This window comes from Sphingobium sp. (assembly GCF_035511395.1).
GTDB lineage: Bacteria > Pseudomonadota > Alphaproteobacteria > Sphingomonadales > Sphingomonadaceae > Sphingobium.
The window spans coordinates 1-20205 of sequence record NZ_DATKFP010000230.1; the positions used below are offsets into that span (position 1 = coordinate 1).

Below are 20205 nucleotides of genomic sequence, written 5' to 3' on the forward strand. Positions count from 1 at the left end.
GGATCGCCGATCATCATCAGCGGCTCGGCGCGCTGCGTCCGGGCAGCGGCGACCACCGCGTCCATCATCGCCCGCCCATGGCCGCCATGCTGGTGCGCGGGATCGACGGCGACCGGGCCGACCATGATCAGCGGCAACTGGCTGCCGTCGGCCTGCGTCAGCGCCACCGGCCAGCTTTGCAGCGATCCGATCAGCGCGCCGTCGGCATCCACCACGGCGAAGGAGAGGGCAGGGAGCCAGGGCATTCCGTCGCGAATCTTGTAAGCGGTGCGGCCATGGCGATCAGGACCGAAAGCCGCGTCGAGCAGCCGCTCGATCGCCTCTTCGGGCTGACTGTCCAGGGGAAGAATGTGAGACACGACTTGCCGTTCCGCCATCAATGGCGCATGGGGCAGCGCCGGAGCGGCGGGCTTTAGCGTCCGCGCCGCAAAATGAAAGACTAAATAGGCCCCGCCTGACCGCAGGATATGGGCCATATGTGGCAAGGCTATGCAGACAGGATTTGACGATTTTCTGACGCTGGAGGTCAATAACCTGCACGTCGACGTGCTGACCGGCATTTATTCGGAGGAGACGCATCTCCCCCAGCCGCTGCGCATTTCCATCCGCGCGCGCCTGCGAATCGCCGATCATTATGAGCCGGCGACGCCCCTGACCCAGTCGAAAAACTATATGGACCTGAAGCATGCCGCGTCTACCGCGCTGCCCGAAGGCGTCCATTTCACCCTGATCGAGGCGGTCGCCGACCATATCATCGACACCATCTTCCTTCAGGACGACAAGGTCAGCCATGTCGAGGTGAAGATCGTGAAGCTGGCGCTCAGCGAGCGCGGTGAGGAAATCGGCATCACCCTCGGCCGCGGACGGAAGTAACGAACTACGTTCGTTTCGAGCGAAGTCGAGAAACCCTTCCCGACTTCGCTCGAACCTCAATCATCCCTTCTTGATCAGTCCGATCTCGATCAGCCGTTCGGTCAGATAGTCATGCGCGCTGATCGGTGCGTCCCGGCGCGGATTTTCCTCCGTCACGCATTGCGGCAGCGCGTCGATCATGAAGTCCGGCCGCAGGTGCAGGAAGAAGGGCATGGAATAGCGCGAATGGCCGCGCCGTTCCGGCGGCGGATTGACTACACGATGGCTGGTCGATGGCAGCATATGGTTGGTCAGCCGCTGTAACATGTCGCCGACATTGATCGCCAGCGCGCCCGGCGGCGGTACCACCGGCAGCCAGTTGCCGTTACGGTCCTTCAGTTCCAGCCCGCCTTCCTCCGCGCCCAGGAGCAGGGTGATGAGGTTGATGTCCTCATGCGCGCCGGCGCGGATACCAGGGGCTTGCGGCGACACTGGCGGATAATGAAGCAGGCGAAGGATCGAATTGCCATTCTCGACAGGACCGTCGAACCAGCGTTCGGGCAGGCCGAGATAGAGGGCGATCGCCGACAGCAGTTCCGCGCCGACGCGGTCGAATTCGCGATACAGCTTGGCGAAAACCGGCTTGAACTCCGGCATTTCGGCGGGCCAGATATTGGGCGGCATGGTCTCGGCCAGCGGATCGCCTTCGGGCAGGTCGCGGCCGACATGCCAGAATTCCTTCAGGTCGTTCTCGCTCGCGCCCTTGGCGATTTCGACGCCGAAAGCCGTGTAGCCACGCTGGCCGCCGTTGAACTTTGCGTCATAGGCGCGCTTCACATCGACGGGCAGCGCAAAGAAATCGCGCGCCAGTTTCCAGCCATTGTCGACCAGTATCTGGTCCATGCCGTGGTCCTTCACCATGGCGAAGCCAAAGCGCTGAAAGGATTCGCCGAAAGCCTGAGCGAAGTCGGCCTTGGGCATGTCCGCCATGGAAAGGACGGGCACCTGATCCAGTACCGTTTGCGACACGTTTTATTCTCCAGATCTCGAAATGGGGCGCACCACCCATATGGGGCCGCCCGCGCATGGCTGCATCCTTGATCGCGCCAGGCCGCTGTTGCAAGGAGGCAAAATGAACTATTGGCTGATGAAATCGGAACCCGACGTCTTTTCCTATGCCGACCTGGTCGAAAAGAAGAAGGCGGAATGGGACGGCGTGCGCAACCATGCGGCGCAGGGGCATATGAAGGCGATGCGGAAGGGCGACCTTTCCATCTTTTACCACAGCAATATCGGCGTAGAGGCGGTCGGTATCATGCAGATCGTTGAAGAAGCCGCGCCCGACAGCACCGACGACACCGGTAAGTGGATCGCAGTTCATGTCGCGCCCCATGAAAAGCTCGAAAAGCCGGTGACGTTAAAGGCCATGAAGGCCGATTCGGCGCTTGCCGACATGGTCATGCTGCGTCAGTCGCGCCTTTCGGTCTCTCCGCTGACGAAGGCGCAGTTCGACCATATCGTTGCCATGTCAAAGGCTTAATTAGAACAGTGGGACGCGGTTGCACATGATGCAATCATACCGTCATTTTTTGCGATTGTCGCTTTGCCGCAGCGCACCATATGACGGCGGCAACAGAACAAGAATAAAGAACAGAGGTGTTTGATCGGCATTCACAAGGAGTTTACCCATGCGAATGCTGTCCAAGTTCATTGTCGCCGGTGCCCTGAGCGCCATCGCCGCCACCGCCGTCCAGGCTGAGGAAGCCGCTCCCAAGCAGCGCTTCACCCACGAGGGTTACACCTATGTGTACCAGGTGAAGGACACCAAGGGTGGCAAGGTGATTTCGGGCCGTCGTTTCCCCGACGCCGTCGCCTTCAACCTGGCCGTCAAGAATGGCAAGGTTTCCGGCGTGTCGGGCGGCCAGCAGGTCGCCTTCAAGGTCGAAGACGCGCGCGGCGCCGCTTCGGAATAAGCCTTTAGCGCTTACAAGATTTAGGGACGGCATCCGACGGGATGCCGTCCCTTTTTTTCATGTCGTGTCAGCGGACATGAAACTCGTCGGTTCGGGAACCGGCGCCAGGCACGAGGCGGCGCCGGCTCGACCGATCAGCGGCAGGTGCGCTTGCTGTCGATTGCCTTGCCGAGCAGGGCGCCGCCCGCTGCACCGAGGATGGTGCCGGTAGCGCGGTCGCCACGGGTGTCGATCGCACGACCGGCGAGTGCGCCGCCGACGCCGCCGACGATCAAGCCGGTTGTGCCGTTCGACTTGCGGCAATAGGTGCGGCCATCACGGCCACGCCATTCCTTGTAACGATAATGTTTGCGGGCTTGGGCGCCATCGGTCGGCACAGCCATCGAAACGGGTACGGCCAGGGAAACGGCGGCCAGGGCGAGCAGGGCTTTACGCATGAATATCTCCTCCAGATAGCGTGGTTTGTCGCTTGAACCCGTTTATACTGATCGAAGTTGCATGAACCTCCCACAACAATCTAAGCTGCTGTTTCCATGGAAATAAAATTTGAGGTAAAATGATGCGCGCGGACGATGAGCGTGATGGCAAGGCATTGATAGATGCGCTCGGGCTGATGCCGCATCCCGAAGGCGGCTGGTATAGGGAGACATGGCGTGCCGCCGTTGAACCCGGTGAGCGGGCACGCGGCACCGCGATCCTTTTCCTTTTGGAAGCGCATGACCGGTCGCACTGGCACCGCGTCGATGCCGACGAACATTGGTTCTGGCATGCTGGTGCGCCCCTGGTCCTGTCAATCGCGGCGGAAGGAGAGGTGCCGCGCGACCTGCTGCTTGGGCCGGACATATTGGCGGGGCAGATGCCGCAGGGCTGGGTGCCCGCGCATCATTGGCAGGCGAGCGTGCCGCAGGGCGGATGGTCGCTGGTCAGTTGCACGGTTACACCGGGCTTTGATTTTGCTGGATTTACGCTGGCTCCGCCGGACTGGACGCCGGGCGCCTGATCGACGTGGAGACTTATCCACAAACTTATCCACAGATTTGCGAAAAAATCTGTCACCAAACCGTCAGATTTCGCTTTGCACGACTCGCAGATGGTGAGACCATCCCTTTATCGAGACGATGGAAACGGAGCAATCCGCTTCTGAAAATGGGTGAGAAATCATACATTTAACTCGCTTCGACAGTTCGCTGGCAGGCAAAGTTCGCGAGGATGGAGCTGGAGCTGGAGCTGACGAACGGATCGTATGGAGCCGCTGCCGGGTACGCGCGAAAGTGAACGTCGGGTATCGGGGACAGACGATCAGCAACGGATGGCGGCCTCTGGCCAAAACCCAATGCAAAACCGGAGCAGTGCCTCTTTCAGAGGATGGTGCGAAGGATACGCCAGGCCGATGATCGCATCCTGCAGAGGAAGCGGATTGATAGACCTGACGGAAGTGGGGACCGGCAGAAATGCCGGCCCCCATTTTGCGTTTCAGGGCGAGTGGTCATGGCGGGCTGGCGATCCCACTGGCCTGGCGGATCGGCCAGTGGCGGGCTGCCGATGGTCGGAAACGATTTAGGCAACACCCGACAGAATGTCGTTCAGGCTCCTGTCGTCGGCATCATTGGTCTGCTTGCACGCGAACCAGCAGGATCAGGCGAAGCGGACGCAACAGCGGCGCTATCGTACCTCACCCTGCCGCCTTCATCAGCCCCTTCGACAGTTGTAGCGCGCCGTTCAGACGTGCCTGGGGGTCAGGCCAGGCGCGGTCGACCACGACCTTGCTGTCAGGGCGCAGGCGGGCGACGCCGTTCAGTTTCTGGACATAGGCGACGAGGCCGGCGGGCTTGGGGAAGCGGTCCTCGAAGAAGCTGACCAGCGCGCCCTTCGGTCCGACGTCGATCTTGGAAATGTTCGCGATCAGGCAGTTCTGCTTGATCTCGATGATCTTGAGCAGGTTCTGCGTCGGCAGCGGCAATTTCCCGAAACGGTCGATCAGTTCGGCGGCGAACGCCTCCAGACCGTTGCGGTCCTCCAGCTCGTTGATGCGGCGATAGAGGCCCATGCGCAGGTCAAGGTCCGGCACATAATCGTCGGGGATGAGGATCGGCGCGTCGACGCTGATCTGGGGCGAGAAGCTGTCGCGGCGCGGCTCCAGCCCGACACCGCCGGCCTTGGCGTCCATGATCGCGTCCTCCAGCATCGACTGGTAGAGTTCGAAGCCGACTTCCTTGATATGGCCTGATTGTTCGTCGCCGACGAGATTGCCCGCGCCGCGAATGTCGAGGTCGTGGGAGGCGAGCTGGAAGCCTGCGCCGAGCGTGTCGAGGTCGGAGAGAACCTTCAATCGCTTTTCCGCCGTTTCGGTGATGATGCGGTTGGCCGGCGTGGTGAAATAGGCATAGGCGCGCGTTTTGGAGCGCCCCACGCGGCCGCGCAGCTGGTAGAGCTGGGCGAGGCCGAAGCGGTCGGCGCGGTGGATGATGAGCGTGTTGGCGCTGGGAATGTCGAGGCCGGATTCGACGATGGTCGTGGAGAGCAGCACATCGTAGCGCTTGTCGTAGAAGGCGGACATGCGCTCTTCGACGTCGGTGGCGCTCATCTGGCCATGGGCGACGATGGGTTTGACTTCGGGGACTTCGGTGCGCAGAAATTCCTCGACTTCGGTGAGGTCGGCGATGCGCGGCACGACGAAGAAGCTCTGGCCGCCGCGATAATGTTCGCGCAGCAAAGCCTCCCGGATCACGACGCCGTCCCAGGGCATGATGTAGGTGCGCACCGCCAGGCGATCGACCGGCGGGGTCTGGATGACCGACAGTTCGCGCAGGCCGGACATCGCCATTTGCAGCGTGCGCGGGATCGGCGTGGCGGTGAGCGTCAGGACATGGACGTCGGTTTTCAGGCTCTTGAGGCGCTCCTTGTGGGTGACGCCGAACCGTTGCTCCTCGTCGACGATGACGAGGCCGAGGCGCTTGAACTCCAGCCCCTTGGCGAGCAGCGCGTGGGTGCCGACGACGATGTCGATCGTGCCGTCGGCCAGGCCCGCCTTGGTCGCCTTCGCCTCCTTGTCGGGGACGAGGCGGGAGAGGCGGCCGATATTGACCGGGAAGCCGCGAAAACGCTCCTCGAAATTCATGTGATGCTGGCGGGCGAGCAATGTGGTGGGGCAGATGACCACGACCTGCATCCCCGCCATCGCGGCGACGAAGGCGGCGCGCAGGGCGACTTCGGTCTTGCCGAAGCCGACATCGCCGCAGACGAGCCGGTCCATCGGCTTGCCCGCGCCAAGGTCTTCGACCACGTCGCTGATCGCGCGATCCTGATCGTCGGTTTCCTGATAGGGGAAGCGGTCGACGAAGGCGGGGTAGCCGGCCGTGTCCGGTTCGGCGACGGTGGCTGCGCGCAGGGCGCGTTCGGCGGCGGTTTTCAGGAGTTCGCCCGCGATTTCGCGGATGCGCTCCTTCATCTTTGCCTTGCGCCGCTGCCAGGCTTCGCCGCCCAGCTTGTCTAGCGTTACGCCTTCATTCTCGCTCCCGTAGCGGGAGAGGACTTCGAGATTTTCGACCGGGACATAAAGCTTGTCGCCGCCGGCATAGGTCAGCGCCACGCAATCATGCGCAGCCTTGCTGACCGGAATCTGCGTCAGCCCTTCATAGCGGCCGATGCCATGATCCATATGGACGACGAGGTCGCCGGGGGAGAGGGTCGCCAGTTCCTGAAGGAAGGCGTCCGCGCTCTTCTTGCGCTTGGCGCGGCGGACGAGGCGGTCGCCGAGCATGTCCTGTTCGGTGAGGACGGCGACGTCGGGCGCGGTGAAGCCATGGTCGAGGCCAAGGACCATGAGCGTGACGCTGCCATTGGCGGCAATGCCCAGCGCCTCCTGCCAGCTGTCGGCGGCGGCAAGCCGGGCGACGCCATGGTCCGCGAGCAGGCCGGAGAGGCGTTCACGCGCGCCGCCGGAATAGCTGGCGATGACGACCTTCTTCTTCTCGCGACGCAGGGTGGCGATATGCTTGCCGACGGCTTCGTAGATGTTCGTGTTCTGCGCGCGTTCGGGGGCGAAATCGCGGGGCCCGTCGACGGCAAAGTCGAGGACGGTCGCGCTTTCGGGTTCGTGGAAGGGCGTGGTGCCGTGCATGGGCAGGGTCGCGACGGCGGCGTCCCATTCGGCGGCGTCGAGATAGAGGGAGTCGGGTTTTAGCGGGCGATAGGCGCCGGGGTCGGACGATTTCGCCTGCACACGGTTGGCGTGATAGTCGCGGATCGATTCGAACCGGCTTTCCGCCGCGCCGGCAACGCCATGGTCGCGGATCAGGACGGCGTCTTCGCCGAGATGATCGGTGAGGGGGACGAGGCGTTCCTCGAACAGGGGCAGCCAATGTTCCATGCCGGCGAGGCGGCGGCCTTCGCTGACCGCCTGATAGAGCGGGTCGCCGGTCGCGGTCGCGCCGAAAATTTCGCGATAACGGCTACGGAAGCGCTTGATCGTCTCCTCGTCCAGCAGCGCTTCGGAGGCGGGGAGGAGGATGAAGCCGTCGACATTCTCGATCGTGCGCTGGTCGGAAGGGTCGAAGCGGCGGACCGTCTCTATTTCGTCGCCGAAGAAGTCGAGGCGGAGCGGATGTTCCTCGCCGCCGGGGAAGAGATCGACGATGCCGCCGCGAATGGCGAATTCGCCACGGTCATGCACCGTGTCGGTGCGGACATAGCCATTGGCCTGCAACATTTCGGCCAGCTTCTGGATCGCGATCCGCTCCTTGGGCGCGAGCTTGGCGACGAGCTGGCGGACGCGGAATGGGGTGAGCGTGCGCTGGGTCATCGCCGCCAGCGTGGTGACGACCAGCTGCGGGCCTTTGGGCTTGGCTTGCAGCGCATGGAGACCCGCGAGGCGCGCCGATGCCGCGCGCAGCGACGGGCTGGCGCGGTCATAGGGCAGGCAGTCCCAGGCGGGAATTTCAATGATCTCGATCTCCGGCGCGAAATAATGCGCCGTATCCGCGACCGCGCGCATCAACTGCTCGTCGGATGCGATGAAGACGGCGCGGCCATTCGCGGTCCCGGCGGCGCGGGCTATGTCGGCCAGCAGCCAGGGCTGGAAGCCCGCGGGTACGCCGGAGAGGGTAAGCGGCGCCTTCGCCTTCAGGATTTTCTGGAGATCGGTCATCTGGGTTCTCTCCCCTCCTTATTTAGTCCTCCTCCCGCTTGCGGGAGGGGCTAGGGGAGGGCTTATTTGTCAGTCGTCATAGACCCTCCCCCGACCCCTCCCGCAAGCGAGAGGGGAGCCATAAGGGGAAGGTCGATTAATTCTCGATCTTTACGAAATCGAGTTTCAGGAACCTGTCCATCATCGGGCCTTTCCACTCTTCGGGCACCGGGATCGTGCCGAGCGCCCAGCCAATGATGTCGGCATCCTGTTCATCCATAAACTTTTCAAACCACGCGATTTCTTCTTCGTTCCATTCGGCGTGATAGCGTTCGAAGAAGCCGCCGACCGTATAGTCCGCTTCCCGCGTGCCGCGATGCCAGGCCCGGAATTTGATGCGGCGCATCTGGGGATTGTCGTTCACAATTTGTTCCTTTAACGGGCATGGCGCAGCCCGCCGATCGGGTGATTGAACCACCGTCCCGGTTGGCATTATGTGTTGTCGCATTTTCCGAGCCACCGGCCGTTCCGACCGCTTCGAAAATGCTCTAGAGGCAGCAGATAGCCATGCGACCCGATATTCTCAATCCGCTCTTTGCCGAAATATCCCTGTTCAAGGGCATCGGCCCCGCGCTCGCCCGCCCGCTGGAGCGGCTGGGACTGGCGCGCGCAGTCGACGTCGCCTTTCATGTTCCGGTCAGCTGGGTGGACCGGCACCTGACCGACCAACTGGACATGGCGGATGCGGGGCGGGTGATCGGCACGATGCTGACCCCGGTCGACTATCGCGCCAGCGGCAGCGCGCGTGCGCCCTTTCGCGTGCAGGCCATCGACGGTCGGGGCAATGCCGTCAGCCTCGTCTATTTCGGGAAGAACAGCGCCTGGCCGCGCAAGCTGCTGCCTTTGAACGAGCCGAAGTTCGTTTCGGGGAAGCTGGAGGCCTATGGCGATAACCTCCAGATGGTGCATCCCGACTATGTCCTGCCGCCCGAGGAGGCGGAGACGGTGCCCGCGCGCGAATCGGTCTATGGGCTTTCGGAAGGGCTGACCAACAACCGGATGCGCGACATCGCGGGGCAGGCCTTGGCGCGGGCGCCGGAACTGCCCGAATGGATCGAGCCAAGCCTGCTGGCTCGCAAGGGCTGGCCGGCGTGGAAGGATGCTCTGGCACGGGTCCATGCCGATCCGTCCGACGCGAAGGCGCGCGAGCGGCTGGCCTATGACGAGATTTTCGCGGGGCAGTTGGCGCTGATGCTGGTGCGGCAATCGTCGCGGCGGCGACGGGGCGTGCCGATCGAAGGCGACGGGCGGCTGCGCGCGATGCTGAAGCTGCCCTTCGCGCCGACCGGCGCGCAGCGCCGCGCGATCGGCGAGATCGAGGGCGACATGGCGCAGGCGACGCCGATGCTGCGGCTGCTTCAGGGCGATGTCGGGTCGGGCAAGACCTTGGTGGCGCTGATGGCGCTGCTGAACGCTGTCGAGGCGGGGATGCAGGGGGCGATGCTGGCGCCGACCGAAATCCTTGCGCGGCAACATTATGAGACGCTGCGGAAAATGGCGTCGGGACTTCCCTTAGAGATCGCGATCCTGACCGGGCGCGAGAAGGGCAAGGTGCGCGAGGCGACCTTGATGGGGCTGGCGGACGGCAGCATCGACATATTGGTCGGCACCCACGCCATCTTTCAGGAGGCGGTGCAATATAAGGCGCTGGGGCTGGCGGTGATCGACGAGCAGCATCGCTTCGGCGTAGCGCAGCGGATGATGCTGGCGAGCAAGGCGGAGCGGTCGCCGCACCTGCTGGTGATGACCGCGACGCCGATTCCGCGCACGCTGACGCTCACCTATTATGGCGAAATGGAGGTGTCGCGGCTGGATGAGATGCCGCCGGGGCGCCAACCGATCCAGACGCTCGTCATGGCCGCCAGCCGGCTGGACGAGGTGGTCGATGCACTCGCCCGCCATGTCGAAGGCGGCGGGCAGGCCTATTGGGTCTGTCCGTTGGTCGAGGAAAGCGAGACGAGCGATCAGGCGGCGGCAGAGGCGCGCGCCGAGTCGCTGAAGATGCGCTTTGGCGAGCGGGTGGGCCTCGTCCATGGCCGCATGAAAGGACCGGACAAGGATGCGGCGATGGAGGCGTTCGCCGCCAGTCGCACGCAGATATTGGTTGCGACCACGGTGATCGAGGTGGGCGTGGACGTGCCCAACTCCAGCCTCATCATCATCGAGGGGGCGGATCGGTTCGGGCTGGCACAATTGCACCAGTTGCGCGGGCGCGTAGGACGCGGCGACAAGCCATCGACTTGCCTGCTGCTGCGCGGCAATGCGCTGGGCGAGACATCGCGGGCGCGGCTGGCGCTGATGCGCGAGACGAATGACGGTTTCCGGATCGCCGAGGAGGATCTGAAACTGCGCGGCGCGGGCGAAGTGCTGGGCACGCGCCAGTCGGGCGAGGCGGAATTGAAGGTCGCAACGCCCGAACATGTCGCGGCGCTGGTGGACAGCGCGCGGGACGATGCGCACCTGCTGATCGAGCGCGACGGCGGGCTGGACAGCCCGCGGGGGCAGGCGGCGCGGACCTGCCTCTATCTGTTCGAGAAGGATGCGGCTGTCGGCCTGCTCAGGGGCGGGTAGACCGGCCGGGCGTTACGACCTGACCTCCACGACCGCCCTTTGCTCGGTCGCGCTTGTCGCTGTGGGCGGCGGCATCAATTCCCTGATCACGCCCCAGTAGCCGCGGGTGACGTGCGCGTCCGCCGCATAAGCCGGATCGGTCATCAGATGCCGGTGCAGCCGGCGCAGATTGTGCCCCGGCACCGACGGGAACAGATGATGTTCCAGATGATAGCTGACGTTGAACGGCGCGATCAGGAACCGGTCCAGCAGAGTGGGGATGACGGTGCGCGTACCGTTCAGTTCCAGTTCGTCGGTGACGCCGTTATGCTCCGCCATCGCCCGGATTCGGTTGAAGACGTTCACCCAGATGAACTGCGGGATCGTGAACAAGCCCAATATCTGCCAGCGCCAGGGCGATGCCAGGATCAGGCCATAGACCATTATGGCCCAGGCGACGTAGCGCAACCGCAGCCCCAGCCGATAATCGAAGCCGAAGCGACGGGGATTGTGGAAATTGGCAATCGGCGCCCAGATCCGACCGGCCCGCGCCACGCGATAATAGTTTAGGCCGAACACACTGCGCAGCAGCAGCACGCCCATCTCACGACCGCTTTTCGGGAAATGCTGGTCGGGATCCTTTCGTTGGACCCGATAATCAAAGTCGCGCATCGTGTTGGTGTGGCGGTGATGCACCATATGGGCGACACGGTAGAGATCGACGCTCAGGGCCAGCGGATAGGCGACGAAAATGTCGCCGATCAGATCGTTGAGGCGGCGATTGCTGAACAGCATCCTGTGACACGCCTCGTGCATCATCACCGCCAGGCACTGAACGCGCGATCCGATGACGACGCCCGCCAGCAGATAGGCCCAGACCCGGTCCACCCGGATCGCAATCACGCAGGCCGCGATCATGACGACCCACTGAAAGACCAACAATAAGGCATTGCGCCAGTTGGGAACGACGGAAAGTTCCCGGATCAAAGGCAGTGTGTCGCGTCGCGGATATCGGTATCCGGGCGCGCGCTCCGCGGCGATGTCTTCCATGGGAGCATGCCTCCGAATACTGCGCCAGACCGTGACGGATGCTATGGTTGGTGCCGACGGGCGTCAAGCGCTGGTCCCGGCCATATGTGCAAAACTGCGATGCATCAGGAAAAGCTCGCCAGCAAATACCCCCTTGCCGCAAATCCCGCTGCACCTGCGAAACAAAATCGCGCGCAGTCGCGTTGCCCCAGGCATGTCCGACATCAGCCTGACCCATATCTCGCCGATGGCCGCGCTTTCGATCGCGCTGTCGGTGGCTATCGCCTTCGTCATTCATTGGGCGCTCTACTGGATCGCGGTTCGCGTGGTGAAGCGCGCGCGGATCGAGCCGGTGCTTCTGCCCGCCATCTTCCAGCCGACGCGATGGCTGGTCGTGCTGCTGGCGCTGGGAGCTGGGCTGAAGTCGATCGAATTGGGCGAGCGGATCGAGGATATATGGTCGATCGGGGCGCGGATGATCTTTGCGCTGCTGGTCGGCTGGCTGATCCTGCGGGCGATGCGCGCGGGCAAGGCGATGCTGGAGGAACGCGCCGACATTAGTGTCGAGGATAACCTCAAGGCCCGCAGGCGTCGGACCAAGATCAGCATCCTCTATCGCATCTGCCAGTGCATCGTCGGTTTCTTCGTGATTGCGATGATGCTGATCGCCATTCCAGGCGTGCGGACGATCGGGGTGTCGCTGATGGCGTCGGCAGGCCTTGCGGCACTCGCGGTCGGCGCGGCGGCGCAGCCTGCGCTCAAGAACCTGATCGCTGGCATCCAGATGGCTTTTTCCGAGCCGATAAGGCTGGACGATGTGGTCATCATCGAAGGCGAATGGGGGCGGATCGAGGAGATCAAGCTGACCTATGTCATCGTGCGCATCTGGGACGACCGGCGCATGGTGGTGCCGGTATCCTATTTCCTCGAAAAGCCTTTCCAGAACTGGACGACGAAGACGTCCGACCTCCTGGGCACGGTGTTCCTCTATGTCGATCCGACGGCCGATATCGAGCGTATCCGTACGCGCTTCGTCGAGGCGGTGAAGAGCAACGGCCGCTGGGACGGTCGGGTCGCGATCCTGCAGGTGACAGACCACCGCGCCGATGCGCTGGAACTGCGCGGGCTTCTGAGCGCGCGCAATGCGGGTATAGCCTTCGACCTGCGCTGCGAAGTGCGGGAGGCGATGCTGACCTTCCTGCGCACCGACATGCCCGAGGCGCTCGTGCGCGGGCGTCAGCGGGTGGAGGCGGGCGAAGGTTTCATCGAACGGGAATCCGCCGGACTGGCGACTACCAGGCGGTTCGGCGCGGCGGAATAAGCGCCATCATCGCGTCGTACAGGCGCGGATTGACCGGCTCCATGAACTCTAGGCCGGCGCGGCCATCCTCCGCCCAGCGGACGACGGATGGATAATCCTTCAATACAGGCAGCCAGACGGTGACGCGCTCGCCGGTCAGCAGTTCCCCGTCGGTGCGACACATCAGGCCCAGTGCCGAGATATTGATGATCCGGATGCTCTGGGTGCGGCCGCGTGCGGTGGCGTGACTGACCATGTCGACCAGGTCGCGCTGCGCGCGTCGCTGTTCGACCGAAGGGTCGCGCGAGCGCAGCACATGGCCGAGATTGGCGAAGACCGACGAGGACATGCGCCCGAGCCTAGTCCCCCGAACATGGACGCTTTACTAGGGGAGAGCGTTAACCACCGGCTAACGCTCTTTCCTTTGCTGGAGGCGTCAGGCGACGATCAGGCCGTGTTTCTTCGCGCCGAAACTGAGCTTGTCGCCGGCCTTCAGTGTTACAGCCGGGTCGGTGACGACTTCGCCATTCACCTTGATAGCGCCTTCGGTCAGCTTGCGACGCACTTCCTTGTTGGAGGTGGCGAAGCCCAGGCCCGTGGTGGCCTGCACCACGGTCAGGCCTTCGCCGCCCAGGCTCACGGTCGGCAGGTTGGCGTCCGACGCACCCTCCTCAAACGTCAGCCTAGCGGTTTCGGCGGCGGCGGTCGCAGCTTCCTCGCCATGAGCCATGGCGGTGGCGGCATGGGCGAGGATCTTCTTCGCCTCGTTGATCTCCGCGCCTTCCAGCGCCTCCAGCCGGGCGATCTCGTCCAGCGGCAGGTCGGTGAACAAGCGCATGAAGCGACCGACATCGGCATCCTGCGTGTTGCGCCAGAACTGCCAGTAATCATAGGGCGCCAGCGCATCGGCGTTCAGCCATACCGCACCTTTCGCCGTCTTGCCCATCTTGCCGCCGTCAGCGGTGGTGATGAGCGGGGAGGTCAGGCCGAATACCTGCGTGCCATCCACGCGGCGCGACAGTTCGATGCCGTTGACGATATTGCCCCATTGATCCGACCCGCCCATCTGTAGGCGACATTCGGCCCGGCGCGACAGTTCCAGGAAGTCATAGGCCTGGAGGATCATGTAGTTGAACTCAAGGAAGCTCAATGACTGCTCGCGGTCGAGCCGCAGCTTCACCGAATCGAAGCTCAGCATCCGGTTGACCGAGAAATGCTGGCCGATGTCGCGCAGGAAGGGGATATATTCGAGGCGGTCGAGCCAGTCGGCATTGTCGACCATGACGGCGTCGGTCGGGCCGTCACCGAAGGTCAGGAAGCGCTCGAACACGCGCTTGATGCTGTTCACATTCTCGTTGATCTTGTCGACCGTCAGCAGCGATCGCGCCTCGTCGCGCAGGGACGGATCGCCGATCTTGCCGGTGCCGCCGCCCATCAGGACGATCGGCTTGTGCCCGGCCTGCTGCATCCGCCGCAGCATCATGATCTGCACCAGGCTGCCGACGTGCAGCGACGGCGCGGTCGGGTCGAAGCCGATATAGCCCGGCACCACCTGCCTGGCGGCGAGCGCGTCGAGGCCCTCCGCGTCGGTCAGCTGATGAATGTAGCCGCGTGTTTCCAGCAGGCGGAGGAGGTCGGACTGATAGTTGCTCATGGCGCGCGCCTGTAGCATTGCGGTTGCGACTGTAAAAGAGGCGGAGTGTTTCGACCATGCTAGCAATAGGCCTGATGTCCGGCACATCGCGCGACGGAATCGACGCCGCGCTTATCGAGACGGATGGCGAGGGGCAGGTCGAGGCGGTCGCCTTCCACGCGAAGGAATATGACGACGGGTTCCGTCTGCGACTGGCCGAAGCGTGCCAGCGGGCAATGGTGATGGAAAAGCCGGGTTTCGAGCCGCTGATCGCGTCGGTCGAGGCGGACCTGACAGAATATCATGTGGAGGCGGTCGCCGACCTGCTCGGCCGCAGCGGTCATATTGCCGAGGATGTGAGGGTGATCGGCTTTCATGGTCATACCGTGGCGCACCGACCCGAATGGGCCTGGACCTGGCAGATCGGCGATGGTGCGGCGTTGGCCGGAGCATTCGGCATTTCCGTCGTCGGCGACCTGCGCAGTGCCGATGTGGCGGCGGGCGGGCAGGGCGCGCCGCTGCTGCCGGTCTATCACCGCGCACTGGCCGATAGGCTGACGAAGCCGGCAGCGGTGCTCAATCTGGGCGGCGTCGCCAACATCACCTTCATCGGCTCGGACGGGACGCTGATCGCGTTCGACACGGGGATGGCGAGCGGCCTGATCGACAACTGGATGCAGACCCATGGCGGTGCCGCCTATGATGCCGGCGGCGCCTGCGCCGCGCGGGGCAAGGTGGATGAGGCGCGGCTGGCGGCGATGATGGCCGACCCATGGTTCGCCGCGCCCCCGCCCAAGAGTATCGACCGCGAACAATTCAGCATCGACGCGGTGCGAGGGCTGGAGCTGGAGGACGGAGCCGCAACCCTGACCGCCTTCACTGCGGCGGCCGTGGCGCGCGGCGTCGACCATCTGCCCGATCGCCCGGCGCAAATCCATGTCGCGGGCGGCGGGCGGCACAATGCGACCCTGATGGCGATGCTGGCGCAGCGGACGGGGGCTGAGGTGCTGAGCGTCGATCGGCTGGGCTGGGACGGCGACGCGCTGGAGGCGCAGGGCTTCGCCTATATGGCGGTGCGGCACCTCAAGGGGTTGCCGATCAGCTTTCCCGGAACCACCGGCGCGCCAGAACCGATGACGGGCGGCGTTCTGTTTCAACCGTGATGCGGTTGGAGGAAGAGGAAGTGCGATGCCAGCTTTCGCTGAAACACCTTTGTTGTAATTCGTTGGAGATAGCAATCTGACCGTGCGTACTCATCTTAGATGGATGTCACCATAATTTTATTTATCTAATTGATTCTAAATAATAATTTTTCAACTCTATTAAGTCAGACCATCTTCGTTCCCACATTTTTTGTGGGTCTTGATGGTGTGCCTTGGACAGAACGGGACGAAAACGATCCCGTTCTTTAAAGGCTCGCATATCGGCTTGTAGCGGATTGCGCGAAAGCGCGCTTTGCAGGAGCAATCGTATTGCCGTTGCAAGCCAGGCGTCGTCTCTGAATGCTTGAAACATCCCATCATGTCCCAGTCGTGATGAGTCAAGCCATCTCAAGTTAGGTTGACCGCTTGAAGCGGACGCGCATTGGCGGCTGGCATCAACCGCCTAATCCCCCGCTGAAGAGCGTCAGCGAGGAACCGTATCTTCGCCTCACCGCGTCTGTTCGGGGGAATGATCGCCGTGACCTGTCTCGTCGCCGGCCCCTGAGCCTAATCAGGATCATTGAGGCCGGAAGTTGGCTTAAATCGACAGGCACCCCTATCACGATAGAGGCGCCTGCACTGCATGGCGTTTTAGAAGTTGATCCGCGCTCTTGCCCCGAATGTTCGGGGGGCGGAGAACTGATATCCGATGGCAGTCGCCGTGGCACTAGCCAGTGTCAGGACATTCTCGTTCTCCAGATTGCGCACATAGGCTTCCAGGCTCCACCCTTGTCCCTGCGGCTCGTAGGACAGGATGATGTCCGAGCGGCTGTAGGCACCCTGCCGCTCGGAAGGACGATTGGTGAAGGCCAGATAGGATCTGCTCTCCAGATGCGTCTGCGCGCGCAGGCGAAGCGTTCCCGCGCCGAGGTCGAAGTCATGACTGTACCCGAAATTGGCGGACCAGACGGGCGCCTGCGGCGGTCGATTACCCGCCATATTCACATTGGTGCCGTTCAGGGCGGCCACGAAATCGGTATATTGGGCGTCGCTATAGGCGACATAGGCGTCCAGCCGATCATCCGGGGTCGCCAGCCAGTTCAGATCGGCCTCGATCCCCTTGTACCGCGCCTTCCCCGCGTTCACCACCAGCACGCTACTGTTGCCGCTGCCGTCCAGCACGATCTGCGAGACTTGCTGGTCGGTATAATCATACCAGTAGGCGGACAGGTTGAGTTGCAGGCTGTTGCCGAGGAACCGGCTCTTTGTGCCGATCTCATAGGCAGTAATACGTTCGGGGCCATAGGCGGCCAAATCGGTAAAGCCACCATCCTTGAAGCCGGTGTCCACCTTCGCATAGACCAGCGTGCGCGGTGCCGCCTGCCAGTTCAGCCCCACATGCCAGGTGGTGATACCCTTGCTGTAGCGGCTGTCTTGTGCGGTGCGAGTATAGGATGTCGCACCCGTCGCATAATAGGTCGGAACATTCGTCACAACATTGTAGCCGACCCGGCTCTTCTTGTCCGAGCTATAGCGCAGCCCGCCCTCCACCTCCAACGTATCGGTCAGCTTGTATCCGGCCTGTCCGAAGACGGCCCGGGACACGGACAGTACTTCGGGATAGGTATATTCGGACAGAAGATCGCGCGGCCCGGTCAGTGCGACGGCACCCGGATAGTTAACCGTCTTGGTCGACACGTCATTCTCCTCGCGGAAATAGAAGGTGCCGATCTGCCATTTCAGCGGCCCGTCCTGCGGTGACGACAGGTGCAATTCATGATTGACGGTACCCGGATGCTCGCGCTGGTCGAACGCCTGGTTGCGGCGCACCGTGTCATAGACGCCGCCCTGCTGCGCCAGGCGTTCCACCTTCAGGTCGCGATAGCCGCCCAGATAGGTGAGGTCGGCAAAGCCCAGATCATAGCTGACATTCCACCGCATGAAATAAAGGTTGCCGTGAAAATAGCCGCCTGGCGTCAGCGGGAAGGTTTCACCATCGTCGTTGATAGCGGGCTTCTGCGTGATGTCGGCGCCGCCACTCGCATTGAGAGCCGGCGCGACGCTGTAGCGGACCGGGCCGATGCCGCTGAGGCGCGTATATTCGGCCGTCAGCAGGACGGAAAGCCGTTCGGTCGGGGTAAGTAGCGCACTCAGCCGCGCCGACTTGCTATGCTCATCATCGCCGTCCCTGGCTGGGGCATTGTTACGAAAGCCGTCGCGATCGCGGGTTTGGAACGCCGCGCGCAGTTTCAGCCGGTCGTTGACGGGCAGGTTGATGGCGCCCGCCGTGTTGTAGGTCTGGTAATTGCCGACCTCGCCCATGACATAGCCGCCAAGTTCATCGGTCGGCTTGGCGGTGATGATGTTAAGCGCGCCGCCGGTGGCGTTGCGCCCCAGGAGCGTACCCTGCGGACCGCGCAGCACCTCGATCCGTTCCAGGTCAAAGATGGTGGCGTTGAGGCCCAACGCGCGCTGGAAATAAACGCCGTCGATGGACAGCGCCACCGCCGGATCGCCAATCTCGGTCGAATCGCGGCTGGATACGCCACGGATGGTCAGGATCGTCTGCGCTCCGCTTTGGGAGAAGGCCAGGCCCGGTGCGAGGCCGGCGAGATTTTCGACGGTGCTGATGCCGTTACGCTGAATCGCTTCTTCATCCAACACGGACATGGCGATGGGAGTCTTCTGCGCCAGCGACGGCCGCTTCTGGGCCGTGACGACGATCTCGCCGAGCCCGGCGCTGTCGCTGGCGGCGGGTTCTGCCTGAACCTGTGCAAATGCTGCCGGTCCATAGAGCAAACCCGCGAGTACGCAGGATGACGAAAGAAAGGCGCTGACTCTGTGATGCATGACAATCCCCGATCTGACCTGTTGTCGATGCTGCGAACAGCATCGGGGCGTCGATTGCGCCCGTCTCGATGCATAGCGCTTATGAGATATTATGTATATACATATAAAAACGCTGTCCCTGCGCCCCCGCGACTGCCGATTAATACGGCATCCCTATGTTTCCCTGATCTTTTCTTCCATTTATCTCGTGAGGCCGTCACGTTCATTTTTGCGCAAGAGTAATGCTTTCGCGTCCTGCCTGACAGGATCGACTCGATAATGTATCTATTTGATCAATTCAGCAGCACCGCTAGAGCTTGACGATAATCCGTCTCGATCCGATCCCGATTGCGATGACGGCCCGCTTCCACCACCGGCTCGCCCCGGCGCCACACGCCGTCGATGGCCGCGCGCGCGCCAGCGAAGACAAGGCCGTCGAGGCAGTTTTCCGGGGTCCGGCCAGCCATGGCGACATGCCCCATGTTCAGGCTGACGATATCGGCCGGCATGCCCGGCGCGATCCCGGCCGCGCCGCCCAGCGCCTGCGCACCGCCAACTAGTGCCGCGCGAAACAGCGTTTCCCCAGTCGAGGCCTCCGCTGGCGCCATGATGTTGCGCCTGCGCAGCGACAGCCGCTGACCATATTCGAGCAGCCGAAGCTCCTCGGCAGCGTCAATCAGAACGTTGGAATCAGAGCCGATGCCATAGGCCCCGCCCTGCGCCACAAAGGACGACGCCGGAAAGATTCCGTCGCCCAGATTGGCCTCGGTAACGGGGCACAGTCCTGCAACGGCCCGGCTGCGCGCGAGGCCGGATACCTCCGCCTGGGTCAGATGGGTGGCATGGACCAGGCACCAGCGCGCATTGACCGCCGCATGATCGAGAAGCCATTCGACCGGCCGTTGCCCGCTCCAGGCCAGGCAATCCTCCACCTCGCGCATCTGTTCGGCGACGTGGATATGCACTGGCCCTGTGCCAGCCAAGGCTTGCAATGCAGCCAGTTCGTCGGGCGTCACTGCTCGCAGGCTGTGAGGCGCAATGCCCACAACCGTATCGGGCAGGGCAGCCGCCGCTCGTAGTGCGCTGGTCAGCAGCTTTTCATATCCGTCGATGCCGGTGATGAAGCGCCGCTGCCGTTCGGTCGGCGCCGCACCGCCAAAGCCCGAATGGGCGTAGAAGACTGGCAGATGGGTGAGAGCGATGCCGCTGTCGGCTGCGGCTGCCAAGATTGCGGCGCTCATTTCCGCCGGATCGGCGAAGGCCACACCATCCCGATCATGATGCAGATAGTGGAATTCGCCGACGCGCGTGAACCCGCTTTCCAGCATCTCGACATAAGCGAAGGCCGCGATCGATCGCAGGATATCGGGCGTGATCCGGTCGACGAACCTATACATTATCTCGCGCCAGCTCCAGAAACTGTCGGGGCCGGGACCGGCCGCCTCGGCCAGCCCGGCCATGCCGCGCTGGAAGGCATGGCTGTGCAGATTGGGCATTCCAGGCAAGGCAACGCCAAGTCGCCGCGCCGATCCTGCGACGAAATTCGGAGTTACGGTTTGAATGACTCCGTTTTCCACGGATACTAGGACATCCCGCCGCCACCCGTCCGGCGTCAGCGCAGCTTGGAAGAACAGGTCACATTTCCTGGCGGCCGCATTGCGCATCAATCATTCTCCTTGACATTATGTCTATACATTAATACGCCAGTTGCA

17 protein-coding genes are annotated in these 20205 nt (G+C 62.9%); 7 read left to right on the forward strand and 10 right to left on the reverse strand.

The annotated features are described in order from the left end of the window. On the reverse strand, positions 1–377 hold a 377-nt coding region (locus VMR39_RS15540; RefSeq protein ID WP_325416853.1), incomplete at its 3' end, for a GNAT family N-acetyltransferase. Between the two features lie 112 nt (positions 378–489). Between VMR39_RS15540 and VMR39_RS15545 the strand changes: the two genes are divergently transcribed. Next, positions 490–873 carry a dihydroneopterin aldolase gene (locus VMR39_RS15545; protein WP_325416854.1) on the forward strand — a complete coding sequence of 128 codons (384 nt, stop codon included), beginning with the start codon at positions 490–492 and terminating at the stop codon, positions 871–873. Between the two features lie 60 nt (positions 874–933). On the opposite strand, the gene VMR39_RS15550 is transcribed toward VMR39_RS15545, so the two are convergent. Further along, a complete protein-coding gene (locus VMR39_RS15550; protein ID WP_325416855.1) occupies positions 934–1881 on the reverse strand; it encodes an isopenicillin N synthase family dioxygenase in 948 nt (315 codons plus the stop codon). Positions 1882–1984: 103 nt separating this feature from the next. Here VMR39_RS15550 and VMR39_RS15555 point away from each other — a divergent pair, with 103 nt between their 5' ends. Beyond that, positions 1985–2392 carry an EVE domain-containing protein gene (locus tag VMR39_RS15555; protein ID WP_325416856.1) on the forward strand — a complete coding sequence of 136 codons (408 nt, stop codon included), beginning with the start codon at positions 1985–1987 and terminating at the stop codon, positions 2390–2392. Between the two features lie 154 nt (positions 2393–2546). Beyond that, positions 2547–2825 carry a hypothetical protein gene (locus VMR39_RS15560; protein ID WP_325416887.1) on the forward strand — a complete coding sequence of 93 codons (279 nt, stop codon included), beginning with the start codon at positions 2547–2549 and terminating at the stop codon, positions 2823–2825. Between the two features lie 134 nt (positions 2826–2959). On the opposite strand, the gene VMR39_RS15565 is transcribed toward VMR39_RS15560, so the two are convergent. Further along, complete coding sequence (locus VMR39_RS15565; protein ID WP_325416857.1) at positions 2960–3262, reverse strand: glycine zipper 2TM domain-containing protein; 303 nt, start codon at positions 3260–3262, stop codon at positions 2960–2962. 122 nt (positions 3263–3384) lie between these two features. On the opposite strand from VMR39_RS15565, the gene VMR39_RS15570 reads away from it, so the two are divergent. Continuing rightward, a complete protein-coding gene (locus VMR39_RS15570) occupies positions 3385–3825 on the forward strand; it encodes a cupin domain-containing protein (protein ID WP_325416858.1) in 441 nt (146 codons plus the stop codon). A gap of 672 nt (positions 3826–4497) precedes the next feature. Here VMR39_RS15570 and mfd read toward each other — a convergent pair. Further along, on the reverse strand, positions 4498–7971 hold the full coding sequence (gene mfd, locus VMR39_RS15575) for a transcription-repair coupling factor (RefSeq protein WP_325416859.1): 3474 nt from the start codon (positions 7969–7971) through the stop codon (positions 4498–4500). A 136-nt stretch (positions 7972–8107) separates the two neighbouring features. Continuing rightward, the gene (locus tag VMR39_RS15580) at positions 8108–8374 is read right to left on the reverse strand and encodes a succinate dehydrogenase assembly factor 2 (RefSeq protein WP_325416860.1); all 267 of its coding nucleotides are present in this window, start codon (positions 8372–8374) and stop codon (positions 8108–8110) included. Between the two features lie 143 nt (positions 8375–8517). On the opposite strand from VMR39_RS15580, the gene recG reads away from it, so the two are divergent. Beyond that, a complete protein-coding gene (gene recG / locus VMR39_RS15585) occupies positions 8518–10581 on the forward strand; it encodes an ATP-dependent DNA helicase RecG (protein ID WP_325416861.1) in 2064 nt (687 codons plus the stop codon). 12 nt (positions 10582–10593) lie between these two features. Here recG and VMR39_RS15590 read toward each other — a convergent pair whose 3' ends face one another. Further along, positions 10594–11610, reverse strand: a complete 1017-nt coding sequence (locus VMR39_RS15590) for a fatty acid desaturase family protein (RefSeq protein WP_325416862.1) — start codon at positions 11608–11610, stop codon at positions 10594–10596. Between the two features lie 193 nt (positions 11611–11803). Between VMR39_RS15590 and VMR39_RS15595 the strand changes: the two genes are divergently transcribed. Continuing rightward, the gene (locus VMR39_RS15595; protein ID WP_325416863.1) at positions 11804–12910 is read left to right on the forward strand and encodes a mechanosensitive ion channel family protein; all 1107 of its coding nucleotides are present in this window, start codon (positions 11804–11806) and stop codon (positions 12908–12910) included. Here VMR39_RS15595 and VMR39_RS15600 read toward each other — a convergent pair. Both VMR39_RS15600 and tyrS read right to left on the reverse strand, forming a co-directional pair. After that, positions 12882–13238, reverse strand: a complete 357-nt coding sequence (locus tag VMR39_RS15600) for a PilZ domain-containing protein (RefSeq protein WP_325416864.1) — start codon at positions 13236–13238, stop codon at positions 12882–12884. The genes VMR39_RS15595 and VMR39_RS15600 overlap by 29 nt on opposite strands. 87 nt (positions 13239–13325) lie before the next feature. Then, complete coding sequence (gene tyrS, locus VMR39_RS15605; protein ID WP_325416865.1) at positions 13326–14543, reverse strand: tyrosine--tRNA ligase; 1218 nt, start codon at positions 14541–14543, stop codon at positions 13326–13328. A 56-nt stretch (positions 14544–14599) separates the two neighbouring features. Here tyrS and VMR39_RS15610 point away from each other — a divergent pair, with 56 nt between their 5' ends. After that, entirely contained in the window at positions 14600–15685 is a 1086-nt protein-coding gene (locus tag VMR39_RS15610) for an anhydro-N-acetylmuramic acid kinase (RefSeq protein WP_325416866.1), read from the forward strand. A 630-nt stretch (positions 15686–16315) separates the two neighbouring features. On the opposite strand, the gene VMR39_RS15615 is transcribed toward VMR39_RS15610, so the two are convergent. Together VMR39_RS15615 and VMR39_RS15620 are read right to left on the reverse strand one after the other, a co-directional pair. Further along, positions 16316–18514, reverse strand: coding sequence for a TonB-dependent receptor (locus tag VMR39_RS15615; RefSeq protein WP_325416867.1), 2199 nt, complete (start codon positions 18512–18514; stop codon positions 16316–16318). A 272-nt stretch (positions 18515–18786) separates the two neighbouring features. Then, the gene (locus VMR39_RS15620; protein ID WP_325416868.1) at positions 18787–20157 is read right to left on the reverse strand and encodes a formimidoylglutamate deiminase; all 1371 of its coding nucleotides are present in this window, start codon (positions 20155–20157) and stop codon (positions 18787–18789) included. Between the last annotated feature and the right edge of the window lie 48 nt (positions 20158–20205).